20 protein-coding genes are annotated in these 24,000 nt (G+C 65.0%); 8 read left to right on the top strand and 12 right to left on the bottom strand.

Translation table 11 applies throughout. The features are described from left to right. Window positions 1–168: 168 nt before the first annotated feature. From ACUN9Y_RS04460 to ACUN9Y_RS04445, 4 genes are all read right to left on the bottom strand, one after another. Window positions 169–2,235, bottom strand: coding sequence for a hypothetical protein (locus tag ACUN9Y_RS04460; RefSeq protein WP_445459473.1), 2,067 nt, complete (start codon window positions 2,233–2,235; stop codon window positions 169–171). Window positions 2,236–2,326: 91 nt separating this feature from the next. Next, window positions 2,327–3,004, bottom strand: coding sequence for a LutC/YkgG family protein (locus tag ACUN9Y_RS04455; RefSeq protein ID WP_445459472.1), 678 nt, complete (start codon window positions 3,002–3,004; stop codon window positions 2,327–2,329). Next, window positions 3,001–4,431 carry a LutB/LldF family L-lactate oxidation iron-sulfur protein gene (locus ACUN9Y_RS04450; RefSeq protein WP_445459471.1) on the bottom strand — a complete coding sequence of 477 codons (1,431 nt, stop codon included), beginning with the start codon at window positions 4,429–4,431 and terminating at the stop codon, window positions 3,001–3,003. Before ACUN9Y_RS04450 ends, ACUN9Y_RS04455 begins: the two co-directional genes overlap by 4 nt. Next, on the bottom strand, window positions 4,428–5,183 hold the full coding sequence (locus ACUN9Y_RS04445; RefSeq protein ID WP_445459470.1) for a (Fe-S)-binding protein: 756 nt from the start codon (window positions 5,181–5,183) through the stop codon (window positions 4,428–4,430). The genes ACUN9Y_RS04450 and ACUN9Y_RS04445 overlap by 4 nt, the downstream gene beginning before the upstream one ends. Window positions 5,184–5,556: 373 nt before the next feature. On the opposite strand from ACUN9Y_RS04445, the gene ACUN9Y_RS04440 reads away from it, so the two are divergent. Genes ACUN9Y_RS04440 through ACUN9Y_RS04430 form a run of 3 tightly spaced genes read left to right on the top strand, consistent with a single transcriptional unit; the run spans window position 5,557 to window position 9,617 of the window. Beyond that, window positions 5,557–6,330, top strand: a complete 774-nt coding sequence (locus ACUN9Y_RS04440) for a GntR family transcriptional regulator (RefSeq protein ID WP_445459469.1) — start codon at window positions 5,557–5,559, stop codon at window positions 6,328–6,330. Window positions 6,331–6,337: 7 nt separating this feature from the next. Next, on the top strand, window positions 6,338–8,245 hold the full coding sequence (locus tag ACUN9Y_RS04435; protein WP_445459468.1) for a sensor histidine kinase: 1,908 nt from the start codon (window positions 6,338–6,340) through the stop codon (window positions 8,243–8,245). Beyond that, a complete protein-coding gene (locus ACUN9Y_RS04430; RefSeq protein ID WP_445459467.1) occupies window positions 8,238–9,617 on the top strand; it encodes a sigma-54-dependent transcriptional regulator in 1,380 nt (459 codons plus the stop codon). Before ACUN9Y_RS04435 ends, ACUN9Y_RS04430 begins: the two co-directional genes overlap by 8 nt. A 34-nt stretch (window positions 9,618–9,651) precedes the next feature. Here the strand turns inward: ACUN9Y_RS04430 and ACUN9Y_RS04425 are convergent, their stop codons facing one another. The 3 genes from ACUN9Y_RS04425 to ACUN9Y_RS04415 all read right to left on the bottom strand — a co-directional run bounded on the left by ACUN9Y_RS04425 (window position 9,652) and on the right by ACUN9Y_RS04415 (window position 12,497). Further along, the gene (locus ACUN9Y_RS04425; RefSeq protein WP_445459466.1) at window positions 9,652–10,335 is read right to left on the bottom strand and encodes a metal-dependent hydrolase; all 684 of its coding nucleotides are present in this window, start codon (window positions 10,333–10,335) and stop codon (window positions 9,652–9,654) included. A gap of 197 nt (window positions 10,336–10,532) precedes the next feature. Beyond that, complete coding sequence (locus tag ACUN9Y_RS04420) at window positions 10,533–11,099, bottom strand: gamma carbonic anhydrase family protein (protein ID WP_445459465.1); 567 nt, start codon at window positions 11,097–11,099, stop codon at window positions 10,533–10,535. Window positions 11,100–11,156: 57 nt separating this feature from the next. Further along, window positions 11,157–12,497 carry a sodium-dependent transporter gene (locus ACUN9Y_RS04415; protein ID WP_445459464.1) on the bottom strand — a complete coding sequence of 447 codons (1,341 nt, stop codon included), beginning with the start codon at window positions 12,495–12,497 and terminating at the stop codon, window positions 11,157–11,159. Window positions 12,498–12,608: 111 nt separating this feature from the next. Here ACUN9Y_RS04415 and prlC point away from each other — a divergent pair, with 111 nt between their 5' ends. The 4 genes from prlC (at window position 12,609) to ACUN9Y_RS04395 (ending at window position 18,667) form a co-directional block, all read left to right on the top strand. Continuing rightward, window positions 12,609–14,657: an oligopeptidase A gene (gene prlC, locus ACUN9Y_RS04410; protein ID WP_445459463.1), complete on the top strand. Its 2,049-nt coding sequence runs from the start codon at window positions 12,609–12,611 to the stop codon at window positions 14,655–14,657. Between the two features lie 60 nt (window positions 14,658–14,717). Then, complete coding sequence (locus tag ACUN9Y_RS04405; protein WP_445459462.1) at window positions 14,718–14,966, top strand: YheV family putative zinc ribbon protein; 249 nt, start codon at window positions 14,718–14,720, stop codon at window positions 14,964–14,966. A gap of 455 nt (window positions 14,967–15,421) precedes the next feature. Further along, window positions 15,422–16,414, top strand: a complete 993-nt coding sequence (locus ACUN9Y_RS04400; protein WP_445459461.1) for a TAXI family TRAP transporter solute-binding subunit — start codon at window positions 15,422–15,424, stop codon at window positions 16,412–16,414. Window positions 16,415–16,486: 72 nt separating this feature from the next. Then, window positions 16,487–18,667: a TRAP transporter permease gene (locus ACUN9Y_RS04395; RefSeq protein ID WP_445459460.1), complete on the top strand. Its 2,181-nt coding sequence runs from the start codon at window positions 16,487–16,489 to the stop codon at window positions 18,665–18,667. A gap of 345 nt (window positions 18,668–19,012) precedes the next feature. Here the strand turns inward: ACUN9Y_RS04395 and metF are convergent, their stop codons facing one another. Further along, window positions 19,013–19,861: a methylenetetrahydrofolate reductase [NAD(P)H] gene (gene metF / locus ACUN9Y_RS04390; protein ID WP_445459488.1), complete on the bottom strand. Its 849-nt coding sequence runs from the start codon at window positions 19,859–19,861 to the stop codon at window positions 19,013–19,015. A gap of 327 nt (window positions 19,862–20,188) precedes the next feature. On the opposite strand from metF, the gene ACUN9Y_RS04385 reads away from it, so the two are divergent. Continuing rightward, complete coding sequence (locus ACUN9Y_RS04385) at window positions 20,189–21,118, top strand: AEC family transporter (RefSeq protein ID WP_445459459.1); 930 nt, start codon at window positions 20,189–20,191, stop codon at window positions 21,116–21,118. Window positions 21,119–21,127: 9 nt separating this feature from the next. On the opposite strand, the gene ACUN9Y_RS04380 is transcribed toward ACUN9Y_RS04385, so the two are convergent. From ACUN9Y_RS04380 to ACUN9Y_RS04365, 4 genes are all read right to left on the bottom strand, one after another. Continuing rightward, window positions 21,128–21,784: a glutathione S-transferase family protein gene (locus ACUN9Y_RS04380; protein WP_445459458.1), complete on the bottom strand. Its 657-nt coding sequence runs from the start codon at window positions 21,782–21,784 to the stop codon at window positions 21,128–21,130. Window positions 21,785–21,975: 191 nt separating this feature from the next. Further along, complete coding sequence (locus ACUN9Y_RS04375) at window positions 21,976–22,629, bottom strand: glutathione S-transferase family protein (protein WP_445459457.1); 654 nt, start codon at window positions 22,627–22,629, stop codon at window positions 21,976–21,978. 204 nt (window positions 22,630–22,833) lie between these two features. After that, on the bottom strand, window positions 22,834–23,001 hold the full coding sequence (locus ACUN9Y_RS04370; RefSeq protein WP_445459456.1) for a hypothetical protein: 168 nt from the start codon (window positions 22,999–23,001) through the stop codon (window positions 22,834–22,836). A gap of 42 nt (window positions 23,002–23,043) precedes the next feature. Next, the gene (locus ACUN9Y_RS04365) at window positions 23,044–23,844 is read right to left on the bottom strand and encodes a UDP-2,3-diacylglucosamine diphosphatase (protein WP_445459455.1); all 801 of its coding nucleotides are present in this window, start codon (window positions 23,842–23,844) and stop codon (window positions 23,044–23,046) included. Window positions 23,845–24,000: the final 156 nt, after the last annotated feature.

Raw genomic sequence — 24,000 nt, 5'->3', positions numbered from 1 at the left:
GATTGCCGTTGGCCACGCGGTCTTGCCGCGCGGCGCCCGCCGTGACCGAGGCTTGTTGTTCCCACCCGGCGCCAGCGTTCGAGGTTGATGACAGGCGACGTTGGCGCGGCGCACAAAAAACGCCACTGAGCATCAGTGGCGTCTTCCCTATCGCAGGCGCTGCCAGGCTCAGCTCGACGTCTTGACCTCGACCTGAACCAGCCCCGCGTCGGCCTGGTAGCCTGTTACTCTCAGTTGATAGGTCCCTGGCTCCAGCTCGGTCTCTATGCGCGAGCCATAGTTCGAGCCGCTGTCGTCATCGACCAGCTTGACGCCCTGGCCCGACAGTTCCATGACGGTATCGACGCCCTGTCCGCCGCTTTCCAGGCTGAGGCGAGAGGCTTGCTCCACGACCAGTTCGTATTCAAGGCTGCCTCCGGCATCGAGCTGTCCTTGCACCGTCTCGCCGGAACGGATCTCACCACTCGAGCGCAGCTCGCCGTCGAACGCCGTCGCCTCGAGCTGCAGCGTAAACGTCCCTTCTCCTCGGTAACTCAGGACGCTGGCCGTGTAGGTACCAGGCTCGAGTACCGACCGCACCCGAGAGTTGGTCGTCCCATCACCGGCACCATCGTCATCACGAAGTTCGGTACTGGGTCCGCTGACCTCGAGCACGGTATCGAAGGCTGGCGAACTGACCGAAAGAGAGACCTGGGCCGTCTCCTCGAGGGTAAATTCGTACTGGTTGTCGCTGCCGGACGAGAGCATGCCCATGACCGGCGCCCCGGGCTCGATGACCCCGGAATCGCGCAGCTCACCCTCGAAGCTCGTCATTGCCGTCGCCAGTTCGAAGGTACCCGACGCGGAACCACCGTAGCTGCTGACCTCGACCCGATACTCACCCGGTTCCAGGACGCTCTGGATGCGCGAGTCGGTACTCCCCTCGAAGTCGTCATTTTCCAGTTGCACACCTTCGCCCCGCACCGCCAGCACGCTGTCGAAATCCGTCGCCGACACGCGCAGGTCGACTTCCGATGTGGTGTCCACGATCAGGCTATAGGAGGCCCCGCCGACGCTCGCCATGCCTTGCAGCGTCTCTCCGGCGACCAGCTCACCACTGTTTCGCAATTCGCCATCGAACGGCTGTGTACTGACCTCCAGGGCATAGTCGCCGCCTTCGTCGCCATAGCCCTGAGCGCTGACGCTGTACTCGCCCGGCATCAAGATCGACTCGATGCGCGAGTTGGTCTGGCCATCGGCGTCATCGTTGTGCAGGTTGACCTCACCACCGCTGACCTCGAGCACCGTGTCAAAGCCACTGGCGCTCAGTGCGATGTTCACTCGGACGGGCTCGACAACGCTCAAGCTGTAGTCGTTCGAGGCACCGTTTGCCGCGAGGGTACCGGTGATGCTATCGCCGTCTCGCAGTGGCCCCTGATTGCGCTCGCCCCGGGACAGGTCATCGACTTGCATCGAGAGCAAGTAGCCGCTGCCGACGCTCAGCGTACGGTTCTGACACTGGCTGGCGTTTGCCTGCGTCCCCGTGCCGCCTGGCGTCAGGGCGACCTCGTAGTCACCGGCATCGAGGAACACGCTGAGTGACTGCTGACCGCTGTAGCAGCGCGCCGCCTGAACGGCGGTATCGTTGTCCCCGCTCAGCGACAGGGTGCCTTGCTGGCCGCCGTTCAGCGTCAGGTTCACCCGACGCGCCTCATCCAGCGAGAGACGGTAGGTTTCGGCGTCTGTCCCCAATTCGCCAGAAACGGACTCACCATCGACCAGCGTATCGCCGTCGGGCAGTGACGTGGGGGCCAACGAGAACGGCCCAAACGCCGATGCGCCGTCACCGCTGATGACCACCAGCGTGCAGCTCTCGCCGGGGGTCATCATCAGCCGGGCCGCTTCATCCCCATCCGACGTGGCGCCGCCGAGGCGTCGACCGGACTCGTCGAAGACCGTCAGCGACGCGGCAAAGGGAGCGTCGAGCTCATAGAGAGTCGTCTCGTCGCCATCACTCGGACAAACCCATCGGCGGTCATGGCGGCTGCCATCGTTGAGGTTGACGTCACTCTTGGAGGTCAGCTCTCCCTGGATGCTCTCACCGAGGACGCTGGACTCGGCGTCGACAAAGCGCGCCGAGCCGCTATCGCCGCAACCCGCCAGCAGTACACCGGCCGCTACGCCAGCCATCACGCCTCGACTGCGCATCGCCGCACGCAACGCGCGGTACGAGAACCCACTAGATCCCTGTGGCATCACCTATCCATCCCTCGAGTCGCATATAAAACAGCTAATAAAAGAGATGCGAACTTACCACTTTGCAGCAATCCCCACCACTGACGAGCGACTAGCTGTCGGTCTGCTCTCTCGCCGCATGACGCAGCAACACCACCAGCTCTCTGGGCCCGTGCACGCCGTAGGCCAAGGTCTGCTCGATGTCCGCCGTCTTGCTCGGCCCGGAGATCAACAGCGCATTGGTCGGCATTTCCTTCGCCCAACCGTGATCCTGCAGCACATCGAAGAAGGTATCCGCGAGGGATTCGGCATCCAGCACGGCGATATGTATCGGTGGCACCAGGCTCAACAGTCTCGGCTCGTCCGTCGTCGGCCACAGCCACAGGCTGCCGGTCTCGGCGATGCCGCCGAGGGTCGAGGTCAACCCGGCATCGACGTCATCGAACAGCTCTCGCTGCCAGCCCTCGATGTCACGATCGGCGTCGACCAGTGCCACACCGCCCCCGGCAAGCGCCGCTCTGGCTTCTCGAGCCACCGGGTGCTCACGGCCCAGGGCAAGCCGCTTTACCCCCTTGTCGCTCAACACTCGAGCCAGCGCACTCGCCCAGTCCGACCGGTCGCAGTGAATCACCTCGGCGTGGACGGAGGTGATCCACCTCTCGAAGCGTACCAGGCGCTCCTGCGCTGACCAGCCGCGTTCGGTCACCACCGAGAAGTCACTCTTCGGTGCCTGCAACGGCTTGCCGTCGCGCTGGCGCAGTCGGTCGAGAATTCGGCTTCTGGCGCTCATGAGTCGCCCTCCTGGCGTCGGCGCTTGATCAGCGCGTGCAGCGATGTCTTGGCCGGTTTTGGCGCGGTTCGATATTCGGTCCAGGGGCCCAGGTGCGACGGCATCAGGGCTCGGAACTTGCCCGCCACACCCGCTGCCCCGCGCCAGGCGCCAGGGTGGGTGGCGAGCCACTGCCAGCCCTTCCAGGCCGCAAGTTCCTTGCGTGAGCGCTTGGCACCAGCGCCAGGCACGTTGCCCTTGCCCTCGCCCACCGCTTCGCGACGCAGGCGCACCAGCAGATCGGGTATCGGAATCTTGACCGGACAGACTTCGCCACAGGCACCGCACAGGCTCGAGGCCGAGGGCAGGTCCTTGGTCGCCTCGAGCCCCATCAGGTGCGGCATCAGGATACTGCCGATGGGCCCCGGATAGGTCGTGCCGTAGGTGTGGCCCCCGACCCGGGTATAGACGGGGCAATGGTTCATGCAAGCGCCACAGCGGATACAGCGCAGAGTGTCGAGCAGTTCATCGTCCTGGTAGATCCGCGAGCGGCCGTTGTCGACCAGCACGAGGTGCACCTCTTGCGGACCATCATGTTCGCCCGCCTTGCGCGGCGACGTGATCATGTTGAAGTAGGTGGTCACGTGCTGACCGGTGGCCGATCGAGTCAATAGGGCATACAGCGCTGGCACATCCGCCAGGTGCTCGACGACCTTTTCAATACCGGTCACGGCAATGTGCACCGGGGGGGCGGTGGTGGTCATGCGGCCGTTGCCTTCGTTCTCGACCAGGCACAGGGTGCCGGTCTCGGCAACCGCGAAATTGACTCCCGAGATTCCCACGTCGGCCGCCATGAAACGCTCGCGCAGCTGTGCTCGAGCGGCAGCGGTCATGGCATCCACGTCTCGAGTCTGCTCGGTCCCGGTACGCTCATGCAGGATGGTCGAGATTTCATCGGTGTTGAGATGAATCGCCGGCATGATGATATGCGAGGGTGTCTGCTCGTTTAACTGCACCAGGTACTCGCCAAGGTCCGACTCCAGAGCCTCGATGCCGGCCCGACCAAGGTGCTCGTTGAGGTGCATCTCCTCGGTGACCATGGACTTTCCCTTGATCACGGAGCGTGCCTGGTGGCGCTCGCAGATTCGCGTAATCAACCGACAGGCATCGTCGCCGTCCTCGGCCCAGTGCACGCGGATGCCATTGGCCTCGCAGTTGGCTTCCAGCCGCTCGAGCAGATCGGGCAGGCGCGACAGCGCACGCAACCGAATGTTGGCGCCCAGCTCACGCAGCGTCTCCAGCTCCCAATCGTCGAAGGCCTCGCGGCGCTTGCCGATCAGGCCATCCATCGCCTTGCGGAAATTGGCACGTATCTGGGGGTTTTCCAGCGCCTCGTGGGCCTGGCGATGAAACTGCTGCGGGGTAAAGGTCTGCACCGGTGAGCTCATGAGGTCCTCCGCCAGAGATACGAGGCGATATGCTCTCCCTTGAGCTCACGCTTCTGATGTTCGAGGCGACCGCCAATGTTCATCAGGCAGCCACAGTCGGAGGTCACGAAGTGGTCGGCCCCGGCCTCCTCGATGGCCCGAGCCTTGTCCTCGACCATGGCCGCCGAGACCTCGGGATGACGTACGGCGAACGTTCCACCGAAGCCACAGCACTCGCTGGCCCGCGCCTGCTCCACCAGCTCGACCTGGCCGAGCTGAGCCAGCAACGCCGGGCCGGTCTCCGCCAGCCCCATCTCGCGCCTGGCGCTGCACGACGTATGCATGGCGAGCTTCTGCGGCTCGCCCTGGTCACTGAGCTTGAGATGACAGACGTGGACCAGGAACTCGGTCAGCTCGAACACGCGCGACGCCACTTGCCTGGCCTGGTCTTCACGGGCAGTGCCGGCGAACAGCTGACCGTAATGGGTGCGCATCATGCCGCCGCAGGAGCCGGAGGGCACGATGATGGGCCAGGGCTCGGGAAACAGGTCGAGCTGCGCCTCGGCGACGCTACGCGCTTCGTCATGGTAGCCGGAGGTGTAGGCGGGTTGACCGCAGCAGGTCTGATCATCGGGGTAGAGGACCTCGATGCCTTCCCGTTCCAGCAAGCGAATGCCGTCCAGGCCGGCCTCGGGAAAGAACATGTCGATCAAACAGGTACCGAAGAAGTAAACCTTCTCCGGGCGCGCGGGGTACAGCTTGATGGAGCTCATCGGCGAGTCCTCGGTCTCAGGCACGGCATGCTGTGTCAGCTTATTGTTGGCGGGGCGAACCGCCTGTTTACTGGAGAGGCTAGTCCCTTTTCCACGCAAGCGGCGAACGCATCTTCGTAAAATTGGTAATACCAATTGACAACAGCGGCTCGAGGCACACTATGGCGCCCTGAGTGCAGTGTCAAACCAGTGCTGCGCAATTTCTCGCCAACACGGCATAGACTTTGGTATAGCAACACCGACTCACGGCAGCAAGCCGTTGTCTCCCAAGCCGTTATAGTCACTTCAGCGGCACAATGACAAGCAGGCTATTGGTAATACCAATTCATTGGTATTACCATGCGCCGAGATTCGATCGCCGCAGGACCTTGTCATGGCCTACCAGCCCGTGCGCCAGCCTCGCCTGGCCGATGTCATCACCGAACGCCTCGAGGCGCTGATCCTCGAAGGCAGCCTCAGCCCGGGGCAGCGTCTGCCGCCCGAACGCGAACTGGCCGAACGCTTCGGCGTCTCCCGCCCGTCGCTGCGTGAGGCCATCCAGAAGCTCGCCGCCCGAGGACTCCTGACCAGCCGCCAGGGCGGTGGCACCTATATCACCGAGTCACTCAACAGCGGCTACAGCGACCCCCTGCTCGACATGCTGGCCCGCCACGGTGAATTCCACCTGGACCTGCTGGAATTTCGCGACGCCATGGAGGGACTCTCGGCCTACTACGCGGCGCTGCGCTCCACACCCACCGACAAGGCGCTGTTGCTGCAGCGCTTCGAGGAACTGGAATCGAGCTTCCGTGGCGAAGACCCCCAGCAGGAAGCCAAGGCCGACGCGGCCTTTCACATGGCCATCGCCGAATCGGCTCACAACGTGCTGTTGCTGCACACTATTCGCGGCATCTTTCATCTGTTGGAGCGCAGCATCGTCGACAACCTCGCCCACTTGTTCGAGAAACCGGAGTCCCGTCCCCAGTTGATGACCCAGCACCGTGCCCTGCTCGATGCGATTCTCGAGGGCCGTGCCGAAGACGCCCAGGCCCGCGCCCACGAACACCTGGTCTTCGTCGAGGAAGGCCTGCTCGAAGCCGAGCGTGCCGAGACCCGGGCACAGCGCGCCCTGCGCCGAGCCCAGGTCATGCCGCCACGCTCGCGCTGAGGCCCCGATGACGAGTCGTCACCAGCCCCGCACCCGAACGCTGCTGTGGATCCTGGTCCCCGCGGGCCTGGCACTGTGCCTATGGCAGGCGGCAGAGCTCGCCCGAGAAGCGGCCCTCGAGACCCTGACGCGGGATGCCGAGAACGAGTTGCGCTTGTCCGCGGCGGGCCTGACCGGCTACCTGTCGCGCCATGAGTACCTGCCCGAACTGCTGGCCTCCCGGGAGATGGTCAAACGCTTCCTGAGTGCACCGACGCTGCAGGACGCCTTGCCCCTCAATCGCCTGCTGGATCGCTTTCGTGATACCGCCGATGTCTCCGACATCTACCTGATCGACCGAGCCGGGGATACCCTGGCGGCCAGCAACTACCACCGTGTCGACACCTTCATCGGCGAGAACTATGGCTTTCGCCCCTACTATCAAGACGCCATCGCCGGCCGCCGAGGGCGTTTCCACGGCCTCGGCGTCGTCTCGGGCGACCGTGGCTACTACTTCTCCGCGCCGGTGTGGCTCGATGAGGCCAACCCAAGCGCCAAGCCCGATGGGGTGATGGTGGTCAAGGTCCTACTCGACCCCATCGAAGCGAGTTGGCAAAGCCAGGACTCGGAGCTGCTGGTGATCGACCACGATGATGTCGTGTTCATGGCGAGCCAACCGCAGCTGCGCCTGCGTGCGTTACACGCCCTCGATGCCAAGCGCCGCCAGCAACTGCTCGACACCCGCCGCTACGCCGACGAACCGCTCGAGGCAAGCGGGCTCAAGACCATCGAGGCCCTCGATGACAACACTCTGCTGGTGGGATTCGATGAGGGCCCGCTGGCCGGCCGGGAATATCTGAGCCTTTCTCGCCCGCTGCCGCAATTGCGCTGGGACATGCGCATCCTCAAGCCACTGACGGCGGTGACCGAGGCCCAGTGGCTCGCGATGCTGCTGGCCGGCGGCCTGTATGGCATCCTGGTGCTCGGCGGCGGCGTCGGCTGGCAACGCCACCGCCTGCGCCGGGAACGCGAGCGCTTCGCCACCCGCGAACGCGATACCCTGGCCCGTGCCCGGGACGAGCTGGAACGCAACGTGGCGAGTCGCACCAAGGACCTGGTGGCGACCAACGAGCGCCTGTCTGCCGAAATCGAGGAGCGTCGCCGCACCGAAGACACCCTGCGCCGCACCCGCGACGAACTGGTCCAGGCGGCCAAGCTGGCGGTGCTGGGTCAACTCGCCGCCGGTATCAACCACGAGCTCAACCAGCCCCTGGCGGCCATTCGGGCCTATGCCGAGAACGCACGCGCCTTTCTCGAGCGCGAACGCCTGGAGCAGACCGATGCCAACCTGGCCCAGATCGTCGAGCTGACCGAGCGCATGGCCGATATCAGCGCCCAGCTGCGACAATTTTCGCGCAAGAGTGGCGACCGCCCCACGGCCGTATCGGCAGCCTCTTGCATCGATTATGCGCTGCGCCTGTTTCAGACGCGTCTGCGCGATCAGGAAGTGGCGGTGATTCATGACCACAGCGAGCCTGACCTCTGGGTGCTGGCGGATCTGGTACGTCTCGAACAGGTCCTGGTGAACCTGATCGGCAATGCGCTGCAGGCCATGTTGGACACGCCCTCGCCACGCCTGACGCTCGGCATGACACGCCAGGGCGACCAGGCCTTGCTGTGGGTCGGCGACAACGGTCCCGGCATTCCCGACGACGCCAGCCAGCGCATCTTCGAGCCGTTTTACACCACCAAGGCCCCGGGCAGTGGCCTAGGCCTTGGTCTGTCCATTTCCGCACGCATCGTCGACGATCTTGATGGCCATCTCGCCGCGGGTCGCTCAACCGATGGCGGCGCCCTGTTTACCATCACCCTGCCCTTGGCTGACCAAGCAGCCGACGCCCTTTCCCATCCCCCACAAGGCGACTCCCATGTCTGAGCCCACCCCGGTCATGATCATCGACGATGAAGCTCACCTGCGCATCACCGCCGGACAGACCCTGGAGCTGGCGGGCTACAGGCCGCTTCCCTACGAGGGAGCACGACTCGCCCTCGACCAGCTGCCGGTGGACTTCCCGGGAGTGCTGGTCAGTGACATTCGCATGCCCGGGATGGACGGCATGGCCTTGCTGCGTGAGGTCCGTCACCGCGATCCGGATCTGCCGGTGATCCTGATCACCGGCCACGGCGATATTTCCACCGCAGTAGAAGCCATGCGTGAAGGCGCCTGGGACTTTCTCGAGAAGCCCTTCGCCGGCGAGCGCCTGGTCGAAATGGTCCGTCGCGGCATCGAGAAGCGTCGCTTGAGCCTAGAAAACCGTCAGCTCAAGGCCGAGCTCGAGGCCCAGCAGTCCGCCCCCGGGCCGCGGCTGGTCGGGCGCACCCCGGCGATCCAGCGCCTGGCCTCCATGGTCCAGCGCATCAGCCAGGTCGAGGCCGACGTGCTGCTGTTCGGCGAGACCGGCTCGGGCAAGGACCTGGTCGCTCGCGCCATCCATGAGCGCAGCGGACGCAGCGGCAAGCCCTTCGTCGCCATCAACTGCGGTGCGGTACCGGAAAGCACCATCGAGTCGGAACTCTTCGGCCACGAGAAAGGCGCCTTCACCGGTGCGGTGGAGCGGCGTATCGGCAAGTTCGAACACGCCTGTGGCGGCACCGTCTTTCTCGATGAAATCGAATCGATGCCGCTGTCGCTGCAGGTCAAGCTGCTACGGGTGCTACAGGAGCGCATGATCGAGCGGCTCGGTTCCAATACGCCCGTGCCACTGGATATTCGTGTCATCGCCGCGACCAAGGTCGACCTCAAGCAGGCCTCCGAAGCCGGCGAATTTCGCGAAGACCTGTACTACCGACTCAACGTGGTCACCCTGCCCATTCCGCCGCTGCGCGAGCGACGCGAGGACATCCCGCTTTTGTTCCAGCACTTCGCCGCCGTGGCCGCGAGCCGCAGCGGCATGGAGGCCCCGCCGCTGGATGCCGCCGGCGTCTCGACTCTGCTGGCCCATGACTGGCCAGGCAATGCCCGGGAATTGCGCAACCTGGCCGAACGCTACGTGCTGCTCGGCGTCACCTGCGACTACCGTCTGGACATGTTGATGGAAGGGGCCGCCACCGACGGCGGCGAACTGCCCCTGCCGCAACAAGTGGAGCTGTTCGAGAAACAGCTGATCAGCCAGTCTCTGGCCCGCCACCACGGGCGCATCGGTGATGTCTGCGAGCACCTCGGCTTGCCACGCAAGACCCTCTACGACAAGCTGCGCAAGCACGACCTGAAGCCCGACCACTACCGCCAGGGCGGCACCGACGACTGAGTCCTCGGCCCCGCTAGCGCCACCGAGAGCGGGGTCAGCGCCAGCCTCCGGGCATCAGCGCCTGGCCCTGCTGAGCCAGCGCCAATAGCCCGTCCCAGGAGGGAAGCCACGGCGCCAGACTCAGGGTCACACACAGCATCGCCAGGGAGTTTCCCGGGTCACGAAAGTCGAAGGGCTTGAACGCGGTGCCGAAGGAGCGCTTCAGGCGCGCGCCTTCCAGATCGACGCTGTAGATCTCATCGAGCAACAGGTGAATGGCGAAGCCTACCGCCAGTGCCCCGCCGTGGGCCCAGGCGAGCGCCTCCGACAACGGAAACAGGCGGTAGCTGATGGCGGAAGTCGCCAGCCCGCACATGGCGCCGGCCAACAGCGAATGCCACAACCCGCGATGCACGGTGAAGCGCGCGAAGACTGCCCCCGCCACATAACGCACACCAAGATAGATGGCGCCACACACCAGCAGCAAGGCGCCGTCGGAGAGCCGTGGTTGCAGCATCACCGCCGCGGCCACCACGGCGGGTACCGCCAGCAGGTTGAAGATCAGGCGAATGGCCTTCGAACTATCGGAATCGATATCCGGCAGAATGCCGCCGAGGGCGGTCAGCGCCAGGATCGGCAGGCTGTCCACCGCGCTCCACAGCCCTGCCTGCCAGCCGCCATGGGCCAGCACCGCGCCGCCGGCGGCGGCCACGCTGAGGTGGGTGCGAAAGTTGGCCATGCCGGGCGTGCCCTCGAATCTCGTCAGATACTGGATAAATGACCAGATTATGACCCGGCAGTTCAATAAAAAACAATCAGTTGGCGACTTTCTTCTCGTCTGTCTGGCCGATGAGGCGCCCCACCAACGACGACGCCCCGTCACTGGGACGGGGCGTCGGTCACCTCTCAAGCATTCCCGGGCGGCACGAGCCTGGCTCAACGGTCGCGGGAAGCCATCAGATACTGATCCTTCAGCTTCACATAGTTGCCCGCGGTGTAGGGAAAGAAGGCCCGCTCCGAGTCCTTGAGCGCGCGCAGCGCCTTGGCCGGATTACCGGCATAGACATGGCCACCTTCGAGGCGCTTGCCTGGGGGCACCACGGCGCCGGCGGCGATGATCACCTCATCCTCGACCACGGCGCCATCCATCACGATAGCGCCCATGCCGACCAGGATGCGGTTACCCAGGGTACAACCGTGCAGCACCGCCTTGTGCCCGATGGTGACCTCGTCACCGATGGTCAGCGGCCAGCCGCCCTGATTGAAATCACTGGCGTGGGTGATATGCAGCACGCTGCCATCCTGAACGCTGGTGCGAGCCCCGATACGGATACGGTGCATGTCGCCACGAATCACCGCCATCGGCCACACCGAGCAGTCATCGCCCAGTTCGACGTCCCCCAGAACCATGCATTGCGGATCGATATAGACCCGTTCGCCCAGCTGCGGCGACGTGCCGTTCCAGGACCTGATGACCGGGAAGCCCGGCGTGTCGGCTGGCATCGATGTGTCTCCTCTCGTGTTGTCACTTGCCCGCCTCCAGGGGCGGCGTGAAGGTCGTCAGATCAGACCGCTGACCAGCACCACGACCACCAGCGGGATCGACACCCAGCGTACCACGGCCCGCCACAGGCGAAAGCCGTTGGGACCCGCGTCGAGCGCTCTGAGCGCCTCCTGTTCCGGCATCACCCAGGCCGCGAAGATGGCGATCAGCAGCCCCCCGAGCGGCAGGAAGACTTCCGGCGGAATGGTGCTGACCAGGCCGAAGAAGGTCATCTGACCGATGAGGTAGACGTCAGATAGCGTCGAGAACGACAGCACACACAGAAGCCCCACCAGCCACACGCACAGGCCAACGACCAAGGCGGCGCTGCGGCGCTTGAGCCCCCAGCCCTGCAGCGTGGCCACCATGGGCTCGGCGAGGTTGATTGATGAGGTCCAGGTCGCCAGCAGCAACAACAGGAAGAACAGCCCCAGCCAGAAGGCCCCGCCGGGCAGGTCGGCGAAGGCCACCGGCAGGGTCACGAAGACCAGGCCCGGGCCTTCCGCCGGGTCCATGCCCTGGGTGAACACCACCGAGAAGATCGCGATACCGGCGAGCAGTGCCACGGCGACATCGAGCACCGCTACCGCCACCGCCGCACCGGGCAGACTCTGGTGGTCCGGCATATAAGCGCCATAGGCCATCAGGGCGCAGGCACCGACCGCCAGGGTAAAGAAGGCGTGGCCCATGGCGTGGATAAACACCATCGGGGTCAGCGCCGAGAAGTCTGGCGTAAACAGCCACTTGAGCGCGGGAACGAAGCCCGCCATGGTCGCGGCATGACCGGCCAGCACGATCAGCAGCAGGTACAACAACGGCATCAGCAGGTTGTTGAGCCGCTCAAGCCCCTTGGACACCCCGGCGGCCACCACCACCATGGTCATCACCAGAAACAGGGTGTGATTGAGGGTCATGCGCAGCGGATCGGCCAGGAAGGCATCGAAACCCGCACCGATCTCCGGCCCGGTCTTGCCGACGAAACCTCCTGAGAAGGCGTTGACCATAAAGTCGATGGACCAGCCGGAGACAACCGAGTAGAACGACAAGATACAGAACACGGTAAAGGCACCGAACAGCCCCAACCAGCGCCAGTGGCCGCTGCTGCCGGCTTGCCTGGCCAGGTGACCGAGAGACTGCATCGGCCCTCGGCGCCCGGCGCGCCCGATCAGTATTTCGGCCATCATGACCGGTAGCCCCAGCAGCACCACGAAGGCGATGTAGAGCAGCAAGAAGGCGGCACCGCCGTTCTCGCCGGTGATGTAGGGAAAGCGCCAGATGTTGCCCAGGCCCACGGCGGCCCCGGTGACGGCCAGGATAAAGGCGCGGCGACTGCTCCAGCGCTCCAGCGTTTGGTTCATGGTGTGTCAGAATCCCGGTCGGTGCATCGAAGGCGGCAAGACTAGCACATTGAAACCGGCCATAGTCGCCCGCATCTTCCCTCTCAATGCTGAACATCAACTGAGGTGCGCATGTCCGCCAACCCGCTGCTCGAGTCCCACACCCTGCCGCCCTTCGGCGACATCCGTCCCGAACACATCGCGCCCGCCATCGACACTCTGCTCAAGGAGTGTCGCCGCGAGACCGAGGCGCTGGTATCCCGCGCCGAGCGCGAGGCCCCCACCTGGGAGAGTCTGGCCGCACCACTCGAGGCCATCAACGACCGCCTGTCCAAGGCCTGGTCGCCGGTGTCCCACCTTAACGGCACCATGAGCACGCCCGAGTTGCGCGAGGCCCATGACGGCTGCCTGCAGGAGCTGTCCGACTACAGCACTTGGCTCGGCCAGCACGAGGGGCTGTTCCGTGCCTGGCAGGCACTGAAAGCCGGACCCGACTGGGCCAAGCTGAACGATGGCCAACGCCGCGCGGTGGAGAACACCCTGCGCGACTTCCGCCTGGCCGGGGTCGACCTGCCCGAGGCCAAGAAGCGTCGCTACGCCGAGATCAAGTCGCGCCTGTCGAGCCTGGCCAGTACCTTCTCCAATCAACTGCTCGATGCCACCCAGGCCTGGTCGCTGGAGCTCGACAGCGCCGAGCGCCTCGCCGGCCTGCCCGACAGCGCCCTGCAGACGCTGGCCGCCAATGCCGAGGCCAAGGGCAAGGCGGGCTATCGCATTACCCTGGACTTCCCGAGCTTCTACCCGGTGTTGAGCTACGCCGACGATCGCGAGCTGCGCCAAGAGGTCTACACCGCCTTCGTCACCCGTGCCTCGGACACCGGCCCCCATGGCGGCGAGTACGACAACGCGCCGATCATGGAAGAGACCCTGGCCCTGCGCCGGGAGCTTGCCGACCTGCTCGGGTTCGCCACCTACGCCGACCTGTCGCTGGCCACCAAGATGGCCGATAGCCCCCAGCAGGTACTGGGCTTTCTGGACAACCTGGCCGAGCGCGCACTGGCCCAGGGCCACGAGGAGTTCAGTGAGCTCACGGACTACGCCCGGGACGAACTCGGCATCGACGACCTGTCGCCGTGGGATGTCGGCTACGCCTCCGAGAAGCTGCGCGAGGCGCGCTACGCCATCTCCGATGAGCAGTTAAGGCCCTACTTCCCGGCGCCGCGCGCGGTCGATGGCCTGTTCTCGGTGGTCGAACGGCTCTACGGAGTCAGCGTCAGCGAAGACCCCACGGCCCCGAGCTACCATCCGGATGTGCGCTTCTATCGTATCTTCGACAAGAACACGCCCATCGCCGGCTTCTACCTCGATCTCTACGCCCGCGAAGGCAAGCGGGGCGGTGCCTGGATGGACGAGTGCCGAGTGCGCCGTCGCCACGAAGGCGAGCTGCAGCTACCGGTGGCCTACCTGACCTGCAACTTCACCCGCCCGGTGGGCGATAAGCCGGCGGCACTGACCCACGACGAAGTCACCACCCTGTTCCACGAGTTCGGTCACGGCTTGCATCACATGCTGACCCAGCAGGACGTCGCCGATATCTCCGGCATCAACGGGGTGGCCTGGGACGCGGTGGAGCTGCCAAGCCAGTTCATGGAGAACTTCTGCTGGGAGCGCGAGGGACTCGACCTGATCTCCGGCCATGTCGATAGCGGCGAGCCGCTGCCCGATGAGCTGTTCAAGCGCCTCACCGCGGCACGCAACTTCCAGTCGGCCATGGGCATGCTGCGCCAGGTCGAACTGTCGCTGTTCGACTTCCGCCTGCATCTGGAGAAGGCCGCCCCCTCCGCCACCGATATCCAGGCGCTGCTCGATGAAGTACGCGATGCCGTCTCGGTGGTGCCTCGGGTCGAGTTCAACCGCTTCCAGAACGGCTTCGGCCACATCTTCGCCGGTGGTTATGCGGCGGGCTACTACAGCTACAAGTGGGCCGAAGTGCTGTCTGCCGATGCCTGGAGCGCCTTCGAAGAGGCCGGCATCTTCGACCCCGAAACCGGCTCGCGCTTCCGCCGCGAGATTCTCGAGCAGGGCGGAGCCCGGGACGCCGCAGAACTGTTCAAGGCGTTCCGCGGCCGCGAGCCCAGCATCGATCCGCTGCTGACCCAAAGCGGCATCCGCGCCGCCTGACGCTCACCATCCTTACCGACGCCCCGCCTGCCGGGGCGTCGGCGTTTCACAGGAGGCCTCATGGCCGTCATCAAACGCTTTATTGCCGGCGTCATCTGCCCCCGCTGCGCCGAGATGGATCGCATCCGCGCCTGGGAGCAGAACGGCGTGCGCTACCGTGAGTGCGTCAACTGCGACTTCTTCGAGCAGCTCGCCGTCGAAGACGATGCCGTCGATGAACTCACCACCCGCGTCAATCGGCCCGACGAGACCCCAGCAGGCGACGAGCTTCAGCCGGTGAGGATTCTCGACCCCAAAGGCCGCCCCTGACGCCGCAGCGCAGCGCCATAGAACACACCTCGGGCTGACCCTGGCGTGAGGTGTGCCGGACGCTTGGCCCGCGCCAGTCACCCGCGCCAGTCACCCGCGCCAGTCACCCGCGTCGTCGACCGTCACCCGCCCCCTTGGCCAATTGGCACCCCGACGAAGGGCGGTCGACCGTCCTTCGTCACGCGCCACGCAACCGTGCGGATTCCCACACAGGTTCCACCGCCGGCCGTGCGGAAGTTCGGACGATTCACGCCGAGCCGGCTTCGACTTTTGTCGAACAAAAACCCGTCAACACCTTGTTTTTCTTTGCTTCATGCCAACACGGCACACCCATTGCGATACCTATTGTGATAGTCAGCAAGCGTTGACCGGGCCGCCGGTCTGCTCCACCACAGCGTCTACGCTGCAGTTGGAGCACTTCACAATCATAATTGCACCGCATTGGGAGACACTTCATGAGCACGCCTTCTCGGATTCTCACCGCCACCCTCGCCAGCACCTTCGCCGGCACCCTGCTGATCGCAGGCGCCGCCCAGGCCGATCGTGAGGACTGGCCAGAGAGCTTCACCGTAGGCACCGCAAGCCAGGGTGGCACCTACTTCGTCTACGGTTCCGGCTGGGCCAACCTCGTCGCCGATCAGCTCGGCCTGTCCGGCGGCGGTGAAGTCACCGGCGGTCCGACCCAGAACCTGGCGTTGGTCCACGGTGGCGACGTCGCCTTCGGCCTGACCACCATGGGCCCCGCCGCCGACGCCGTGGCCGGCAAGAGCCCGCTGGCGCCCGGGGTGGCCATGGACAACGTCTGTGCCATGTTCCCGATGTACGAGACGCCGTTCTCGATCACCGCCCTGACCGACAGCGGCATCACCTCCATCTCCGAGATCCCCGACGGTGCCCGCATCGGCTTCGGTCCGGCGGCCTCCACCTCCGACACCTACTTCCCGGCGATCCTCGAGGAGCTCGGCGTCAACTTCGAGCGCCGCAACGGCGGCTGGTCGGATCTTGGTGGCCAGCTTCAGGATGGCCTGCTGGACGTCATCGCCTTCGCTGCCGGCATCCCGATCCCGGCAGTCAGCCAGCTCGAAGTCCAGACCGACGTGAACATCGTCCAGTTCACCGAAGAAGAGCAGCAGCAGATCATCGACGCCTTCCCGGTGTCCGACTTCCAGATCCCGGCCAGCACCTACACCACTCTGGAAGAGGACGCCCGTGCCGTTTCCATGTGGAACTTCGCCATTGCCGGGTGCGATCTGCCCGAGGACTTCGTCTACGAAGTCACCAAGCTGACCATGGAAAACAACGACAAGATGATGGACATCCACCGCAGCGCGGCGACCACCATCCCCGAGAACGTCAAGTACAACACCGTGCTGCCGTTCCACCCGGGTGCCGCTCGCTGGTACGAAGAGAACGGGGTCGACATCGACCCGGCCCTGATCAAGCAGTAAACGCCTGAACATCCCCGCGGCGTGCGCGCCGCGGGGATCGCATCACGCCGGTCCTCCCCAAGGTATCCACCCATGACCCATACTCCCGATTCTCCCCGCGATGAGCGCGATGACGTCGTCACGCCCATCGTTGTCGAGGGCGTCGATGAAGACGCCGTCGAGCCCAACCGCCGCCTGTTCGAAGGGTGGAAGTGGTGGCTATTCGGCATTCTCGCCATCGCCTATTCCGTTTTTCACCTGTATTCGCTGAACATCTATCCGATCGAGACCTGGTCGTTTCGCATCATCCACATCTGTGGCGCCCTGGTGCTCGGTTTCGGTCTTTATGCCGGTACTCGCTTCGCCGATGACGACGGCAAAGCCTCGCCGCTATGGCACACGGTTGCCGCGTGGCTGGCGATGATTCCCGCCGCCTACGCCCTGATCCAGACCTTCCTGATGCAGCAGACCATGGCCGCCGGCGCCATGCGCATCGAACCCGCGGTCGAGGCCTGGCACTTTGGCTTCCCGCTGATCCTGGCCACCGCCGTGGCGATCCTGCTGAGCTGGACCCAGCGCGACCACCGTGGCCGCCTGCCGGTTGCGGATCTCGTCCTGATGGTCTGCGCCATGGCCGTCGCCAGCTACCTGCTGGTCATGTTCAACAGCCCCCTGCGCGCCTCCACCGGCACCTCCTTCGCGCCCATGGGCATTTCCTATGCCGCCATCGCCGGCTCCGCCCTGATTCTCGAGTTGACGCGTCGTGTGGCCGGCCTCGCCCTGGTGGTCATCTCCGCCATCTTCCTGCTGTACGTGTTCGCCGGACCCTGGCTGCCGGGCTTTCTCGGCTACCCGGGCCTGTCGGTCGGGCGCTTCTTCAGCCAGGTCTATACCGACGCCGGCGTGCTCGGTCCGACCACCGCGGTGTCGTCGACCTACATCATTCTGTTCATCATCTTCGCCGCCTTCCTGCAGGCGTCGAAGGTCGGTGACTACTTCGTCAACTTCGCCTTCGCCGGCGCCGGTCGCGCTCGCGGCGGCCCGGCCAAGGTCTCCATCTTCGCCTCCGGCCTGATGGGCATGATCAACGGCACCAGCGCCGGTAACGTGGTCTCCACCGGCTCGCTGACCATTCCGCTGATGAAGAAGGTCGGCTACCCGGCCCGAAGCGCCGGCGCCATCGAGGCAGCGGCCTCCACCGGCGGCCAGATCATGCCGCCGATCATGGGCGCAGGCGCCTTCATCATGGCCGAGATTACCGGCATCCCGTATACCGAGATCGCCATCGCCGCCATCATTCCGTCCATTCTCTACTTCGCCTCCGTCTACTTCATGGTCGACTTCGAGGCCGCCCGCAAGGGCATGCGCGGCATGCGCAAGGAAGAGATTCCGCAGTTCTCCAAACTGATCAAGCAGGTCTACCTGTTCGCGCCGATCATCATCCTGGTGGCCGCCCTGTTCATGGGCTACTCGGTGATCCGCGCCGGCACCCTGGCGACCGCTTCCGCCGCCGTGGTCAGCTGGCTGTCACCGCACAAGATGGGCATCAAGTCGATCCTCAAGGCGCTCAGCCTGGCCGGCACCATGTCGATCCAGATCATCGCCGTGTGCGCCTGCGCCGGCCTGATCGTCGGCGTCATCGCCCTGACCGGGGTCGGCGCGCGCTTCTCGTCGCTGCTGCTGGGGCTTGCCGGTGTCAGCCAACTGCTGGCGCTGGTCTTCGCCATGTTGATCAGCATCCTGCTCGGCATGGGCATGCCCACCACCGCCGCTTATGCCGTGGCCGCCTCGGTGGTCGCGCCGGGCCTGATCGACATCGGCATCCAGCCGTTGGTGGCCCACTTCTTCGTGTTCTATTTCGCGGTGGTCTCGGCGATCACCCCGCCGGTTGCGCTGGCCTCCTACGCCGCGGCGGGCATCTCCGGCGACAATGCCATGGGCACCTCGGTCGCGTCGTTCAAGATCGGCCTAGCCGCCTTCATCGTGCCGTTCATGTTCTTCTACAGCCCGGCCATGCTGATGGAAGGCAGCTGGCTGCAGATCCTGCGCGTCGGCGCCACCGCGACGATCGGCATCGTGCTGCTGTCGGCAACGGTTCAGGCCTGGTTCTTCGGGCCGGTAAAGGCCTGGCAGCGTCTGGTCATGCTGGTGGGAGCGATGTTCCTGATCTACGGCGGTATCTACACCGACCTTGCGGGCCTCGCCATCGGCGCCGGCCTGGTCATGATGCAGCGTAGCAGTCACGGTGGTGCCAAACCGGCTACCTCGAGTTAAGAGCACCCCGGCAAACCCACCGCCATCGACACAACGAGGCCCCGCCAATGACGGGGCCTCGTTGTTTTCATGTCGCCGTTCCTCGCATCGCACGACGCATCCACGCCCGCTAACTCGACCGCTATCTCGACCGGCTGCCCGGCGCAAGGCGGCCCTTGGCGGAGCGGCGCCCGGCCGGGTGCGCGACGCGATACTCGACTCGACACCTGGCTCAGCGTCAACCAAACAACGAGGAGCTGGTCGGCCCGTCCCTGAACGCAGCACGGCCCCGCCAATGGCGGGGCCGTGCGGGTACTAAGTTAGCACCGCCCGGGACATATCCGTACTGGCTGGCCGGACGCGGCGCTATCGGCGCCCGGTGATGTTATCAACGACCTTCAGCACCGGCGCGGCCTGGTTCAAGGTATAGAAATGCAGGCCCGGGGCGCCGCCGTCCAGCAGACGCTGGGACAGCCGTGAAATCACCTCCTCGCCGAAGGCCGCGATGGACTCGCTGTCATCGCCGTAGGCCTCGAGCTGCTTGCGGATCCAGCGCGGGATTTCGGCGCCGCAGGCATCGGAGAACCGCGCCAGCTTGGAGTAATTGGTGATCGGCATGATGCCCGGAATGATCGGTGCTTCGACACCGAGCGCGCGCGCGCGGTCGACGAAGTGGAAGTAGGCATCGGCGGTGAAGAAGTACTGGGTGATGGCAATATCCGCGCCGGCCTTCATCTTGCGCGCGAAGTTCTCAAGGTCGCGCTCATAGCTCGACGCCTGGGGGTGGGACTCCGGGTAGGCGGCCACGGCGATCTCGAAATGATCTCCGGTCTCTTCGCGGATGAATTCCACCAGCTCATTGGCATAGCGCAGTTCACCGATGCCGCCCATGCCCGACGGCAGGTCGCCACGCAGCGCCACCAGGCTATCGATGCCCTGGGCCTTGTAGTCGTGGAGCAGCTCACGCAGCTGGCTCTTTTCACTGCCGACGCAAGACAGGTGAGGCGCGGTGGAGATTCCGCACTCGCGGACCGCATTGACCGTGGAAATGGTCCGATTCTGGGTGGAGCCTCCGGCGCCGTAGGTCACCGAGAAGAACCGCGGGTTGCGCTCGGCGAGCATATCGCGGGTGTGCATCAGCTTTTCACGCCCGGCGTCGGTGTTGGGCGGGAAGAATTCGAAGCTGATACCCAGCGGATGCTCTTGTGCGCTCATGGCGGTTTCCTCGCGGTTGTCGGCGGCGGTGGCCGGCAGATGTCTCATGAAGGGAGTGCAGGATCCTGGCGTCGCGCCGGCACCTTGGCACCGTCGTCTGACCCGACGGAAGCGGATTCTCCCTGAAGCTGGCAGCTATTGTGACGGCTCGCCCAAGTCGCGACCAATGAAAGTTTCGTCGGTCACTATCAATTTCATTCATATAAAAACGGCACGAAGCATAACCAACGGTTCTAAAAATACCCCGCCATCTCGATCCCTCCTCGCACCGACTGACAGCGCGAGCCTGGCCCGGCATTATGTCCCCTTCAGGATAAGGACATCACCATGGCACTCGATCCCTCCGCCCTGATGGGCCCCCTCTGGACGCTGCTCGCCTTCGTCGGACTCGGCGTGCTCGCCGCCCGACGGCTGCGCATCGATCCGCGCCCCATCGCCACACTGCTCATCTATCTGATCGCACCGCTGACCTTCTTTCGCGCCCTGGTGCTGGGCGGCCCCACGCCCGACTACCTGGCGCTGACCGCCGCGCTGTTCGTGACCGCGAGCCTGGTGGCACTGGCGGTCAACGCCGTAGCCCGGCGTCTGATGCCAGGAGAAGAAGGCGCGGTGCTGGCGTTCTCGGCCGGCACCGGCAATACCGGTTATTTTGGCCTGCCGGTGGCGCTGGTGCTGCTGCCGCCCCAGGGCGTCACCCTGTACCTGTTCTGCGTGCTCGGGGTGACCCTGTATGAGTTCACGGTGGGCTTTTACCTGAGCGCCCGCGGGCGCTTCACGGTGCGTGACAGCCTGGTCAAGATCGCGCGACTGCCACTGCTTTACGCCTTTCTCGCGGCGCTGCTGGTGGAGGCGCTGGCCGTGGAGGTGCCGACCGCGGTGATGTCGGCCCTCGAGGTGTTCCCGTCGACCTACACCCTGCTCGGCATGATGATCATCGGCATGACCCTGGGCCGAGTGTCGCTGCGCGCCATCGACACCCGCTTCATCGGCGCCTGCGTCGCGGTTCGCTACGTCCTGTGGCCGGTGCTGATGCTGGGTGCGGTCATGGCGCTTAAGGCAAGCGTTGGCCTGTCCCAGGAGCTCGCCCTGGCACTATTGCTGGTCGGCGTCGTGCCGATGGCCGCCAACGTGGTGGTGGTAGCCATGGAACTGGGCATCGCCCCGGAGAAGGGTGCGATGGCGGTGTTGATCACGACCCTGGCGGCGCCGGTGGTCATTCCGCTGTACCTGAGCGGCATGCTGGCGATGGTGGGATAGCCCACCGCGTCAATCATCGCTGAAGTCGGTGGCTACCAGCACCTGCCGACCCGAGGGGCGCCGACGCAGTGCCTCGGTGTAGCGCACCAACGAAGGTACCTCGGCGGCGAGCGTCGCCGCCTGCGGCAACCCCAACACGTAGTCGAGAATCGGCGCGGCCATGGCATCGGCCAGGGAAAACGCGTCACCGACCAGAAAGTCACGCTGCCCCAGCTGGCGCGTGAGAAGGCCTAGCTGACGCCGGACTTCGGGCTCTGACTCGCGAACCTTGTCGTCACGCACACCGCCAGCCTCTCCCATGGGAAACACGAACTCGGCCAGGTACCGCGACATCAGGGTGTCATCGACGTAGAGCGATAGCGCCGAGCACCACTGATCGACCTGGGTCCGCAACCAGACATCAGAGGGCTGAAGGGGCGGACCGTCGAATGCGGCGTCCAGGTAGCGACAGATCGTCGTTGTCTCATACACCACGCGCTGGCCGTGGAGAAGCACCGGAACACGACAGAATGGGTTGATCGAGGCGAGTTCCGGGCTCTTGAACCCATAGCGTCGGCCCTCGACGTCCAGACCGGCACAGAAGGGAATGCCTTTTTCGTGGCACACCAAGGCGACGCTGCGCACCAGGTTGCTGAACCTGGGCCCTACGATATGAACGGACGACATACGGCCTCCCTGAGCCCCTCGGCTCGTCTGGGCGACGCCGCCCTCGCGGCGCTATCGCCTCAGTATGGACCATCGACACCCTTACCTTCAGCGCAGTGTCACCACCGAGGAGGGTGGCCGATGTGGAAGCCTTTCCGGGTTGCCAAAAATCGCAGCACCCTGTGGATCTCCTCCGACTTTCACCCCAATAACTAGCCAGGAAACTCCGGCGCTACCAGCACGGCCTTGCCGGATGCCCGTTCCCGCAGGCGCTCGACGTAGGCTTCCACGCGTGGCGCCTTGTCGATCAGACCCCGCGCCGGCGGCGTACCCACGAGATAGTCGAGCATCGGCGCGGCGATGGCGTCGGCCAGCGTGAAGGTCTTTCCGACCAGGTAGTCACCGTCGCCCAGCTGCTGCTCGAGGATCGCCAGCACGCGTGCGACATCCGGCGTGGCTTCGCGTACCTGGTCTTCCCGCACGCTGCCGTCGGGCCCCTTGGGGAAAACGAGCTCAAGCAGGTAACGCCGCACAATGGCCTGGTCGACCTGGGTCGAGAGTGCCGCGCACCATTGGTCGACCTGGGCACGCTGGACGCTATCGGTCGGCTGCAGGGCCGGGCCATCGAACTCGGCATCGAGATAGCGACAGATGCTGGCCGTCTCGAACAGGCTGTGCTCGCCGTGGATCAGCACCGGCACCTTGTCGAAGGGGTTAAGCGTTGTGAGCTCCGGCGCGTGCAGGCCGTAGCGAGTACCGCCATGGGTCATGCCGGCATCGAACTCGATGCCCTTCTCATGGCAGGTCAACATCACGCTGCGCACGAAGTTGCTGAACGTCGGGCCGATAATATGAACCGCGGACATGATCATCTTCCTCTGCAAGCAGGCGACACCGAGAGCCGGTATCCACGCGAGGCCATCCCCGCGCTACCCAAAGCATGGCAAGCCACGGCAGATGTTCAAGAATATATGCCGTGGCTTGCCAATTGGATCATCCAGCCACGATCAACGTTGGAGAGCCCTCTCCCCGGCGTCACGGCACGACCGCCAGGGGACACAGAAAGCCCATCAAGCCCCGGCCAATACGCCTGCGCCGTGAGGGACCATGACCGGCTCCTCTTCGATCACCCGCCCCTGCCAGTCGATCAACGCCAGCTGGCCGTTGGGGCGTTCGATCAGCGCCGTGCAGTGCTCTACCCAGTCGCCGTCGTTGCAGTACAGCACGCCGTGGCGCACGCGAAAGCCGGCCTTGTGGATGTGTCCTGTGAAGAAAGCCCATCAGGCCCCGGCCAGCGCGCCTGCGCCGTGAGGGACCATGACCGGCTCCTCTTCGATCACCCGCCCCTGCCAGTCGATCAACGCCAGCTGGCCGTTGGGGCGTTCGATCAGCGCCGTGCAGTGCTCTACCCAGTCGCCGTCGTTGCAGTACAGCACGCCATTGCGCACGCGAAAGCCGGCCTTGTGGATGTGTCCTCCGACATAGCCATCCAGCCCTTCGCGCGCGGCCTGATGCAGCGCCGCCTGCTCGAACTGGGCAACGTAGCGCTGGGCGGCGCCGATACGCCCCTTCACCGCGCCCGATAGCGACCAATAGGGCATACCCAGCGCCGAGCGCGTCTTGTTGCACCAGCGATTGAGCGCCAGCACGAACTGATGCATGCCATCGCCAAGCGCCAGAAGCCAGGGCGCGACCCGCACGTGGGTGTCGAACTCGTCGCCGTGGCTGATCAGCAGGCGGCGGCCATCGGCGGTTTCATGAATCGCCCGACGCTCGATGCTGACACGATGCACCTGCAAGCCACACAGGCGCCGTAGCGCCGCATCGTGATTGCCGGGAATATAGACGATCTCGCAGCCGCCCCTGGCCAGGCGCAGCAGTCTGGCCACCAGGCGCTGCTGCTCGGCCGGCAAGGCCGCACGCCGATGCATGGCGATCAGGTCGATGATGTCACCGACCAGATACAGCCGCTCTGGGCGCACCCGGCGCAGCAGTCGCGACAGCAGTGCCGCCTGGCAGTCTCGTGTGCCAAGGTGCAGATCGGAGATGAAGAGAGTTCGAACGGTCAGCGGGGTAGCCATGGGCGATCTCCTGTGAACGCCCGTTCAGCCTGCCCACCGGCAATGACAACGTCGTGGCACCCGGGTGACCAAGCAATGACCGTCGTGGCTCTTCGCTCCCCGATCCCGCACTCCCCGGTCCCGCGCATTCGCCAGTCCCACGCGCTCCCCCCGGTC

It is taken from the genome of Halomonas sp. V046, assembly GCF_052645355.1.
Note: the sequence above shows the minus strand (reverse complement) of the source record. Positions and strands in the feature narration are given on the sequence as shown.

Coding starts and splice junctions, on each gene's coding strand:
- ACUN9Y_RS04460 (WP_445459473.1), bottom strand. CDS start 2,235: ATGCCACAGGGATCTAGTGGGTTCTCGTACCGCGCGTTGCGTGCGGCG.
- ACUN9Y_RS04455 (WP_445459472.1), bottom strand. CDS start 3,004: ATGAGCGCCAGAAGCCGAATTCTCGACCGACTGCGCCAGCGCGACGGC.
- ACUN9Y_RS04450 (WP_445459471.1), bottom strand. CDS start 4,431: ATGAGCTCACCGGTGCAGACCTTTACCCCGCAGCAGTTTCATCGCCAG.
- ACUN9Y_RS04445 (WP_445459470.1), bottom strand. CDS start 5,183: ATGAGCTCCATCAAGCTGTACCCCGCGCGCCCGGAGAAGGTTTACTTC.
- ACUN9Y_RS04440 (WP_445459469.1), top strand. CDS start 5,557: ATGGCCTACCAGCCCGTGCGCCAGCCTCGCCTGGCCGATGTCATCACC.
- ACUN9Y_RS04435 (WP_445459468.1), top strand. CDS start 6,338: ATGACGAGTCGTCACCAGCCCCGCACCCGAACGCTGCTGTGGATCCTG.
- ACUN9Y_RS04430 (WP_445459467.1), top strand. CDS start 8,238: ATGTCTGAGCCCACCCCGGTCATGATCATCGACGATGAAGCTCACCTG.
- ACUN9Y_RS04425 (WP_445459466.1), bottom strand. CDS start 10,335: ATGGCCAACTTTCGCACCCACCTCAGCGTGGCCGCCGCCGGCGGCGCG.
- ACUN9Y_RS04420 (WP_445459465.1), bottom strand. CDS start 11,099: ATGCCAGCCGACACGCCGGGCTTCCCGGTCATCAGGTCCTGGAACGGC.
- ACUN9Y_RS04415 (WP_445459464.1), bottom strand. CDS start 12,497: ATGAACCAAACGCTGGAGCGCTGGAGCAGTCGCCGCGCCTTTATCCTG.
- prlC (WP_445459463.1), top strand. CDS start 12,609: ATGTCCGCCAACCCGCTGCTCGAGTCCCACACCCTGCCGCCCTTCGGC.
- ACUN9Y_RS04405 (WP_445459462.1), top strand. CDS start 14,718: ATGGCCGTCATCAAACGCTTTATTGCCGGCGTCATCTGCCCCCGCTGC.
- ACUN9Y_RS04400 (WP_445459461.1), top strand. CDS start 15,422: ATGAGCACGCCTTCTCGGATTCTCACCGCCACCCTCGCCAGCACCTTC.
- ACUN9Y_RS04395 (WP_445459460.1), top strand. CDS start 16,487: ATGACCCATACTCCCGATTCTCCCCGCGATGAGCGCGATGACGTCGTC.
- metF (WP_445459488.1), bottom strand. CDS start 19,861: ATGAGCGCACAAGAGCATCCGCTGGGTATCAGCTTCGAATTCTTCCCG.
- ACUN9Y_RS04385 (WP_445459459.1), top strand. CDS start 20,189: ATGGCACTCGATCCCTCCGCCCTGATGGGCCCCCTCTGGACGCTGCTC.
- ACUN9Y_RS04380 (WP_445459458.1), bottom strand. CDS start 21,784: ATGTCGTCCGTTCATATCGTAGGGCCCAGGTTCAGCAACCTGGTGCGC.
- ACUN9Y_RS04375 (WP_445459457.1), bottom strand. CDS start 22,629: ATGTCCGCGGTTCATATTATCGGCCCGACGTTCAGCAACTTCGTGCGC.
- ACUN9Y_RS04365 (WP_445459455.1), bottom strand. CDS start 23,844: ATGGCTACCCCGCTGACCGTTCGAACTCTCTTCATCTCCGATCTGCAC.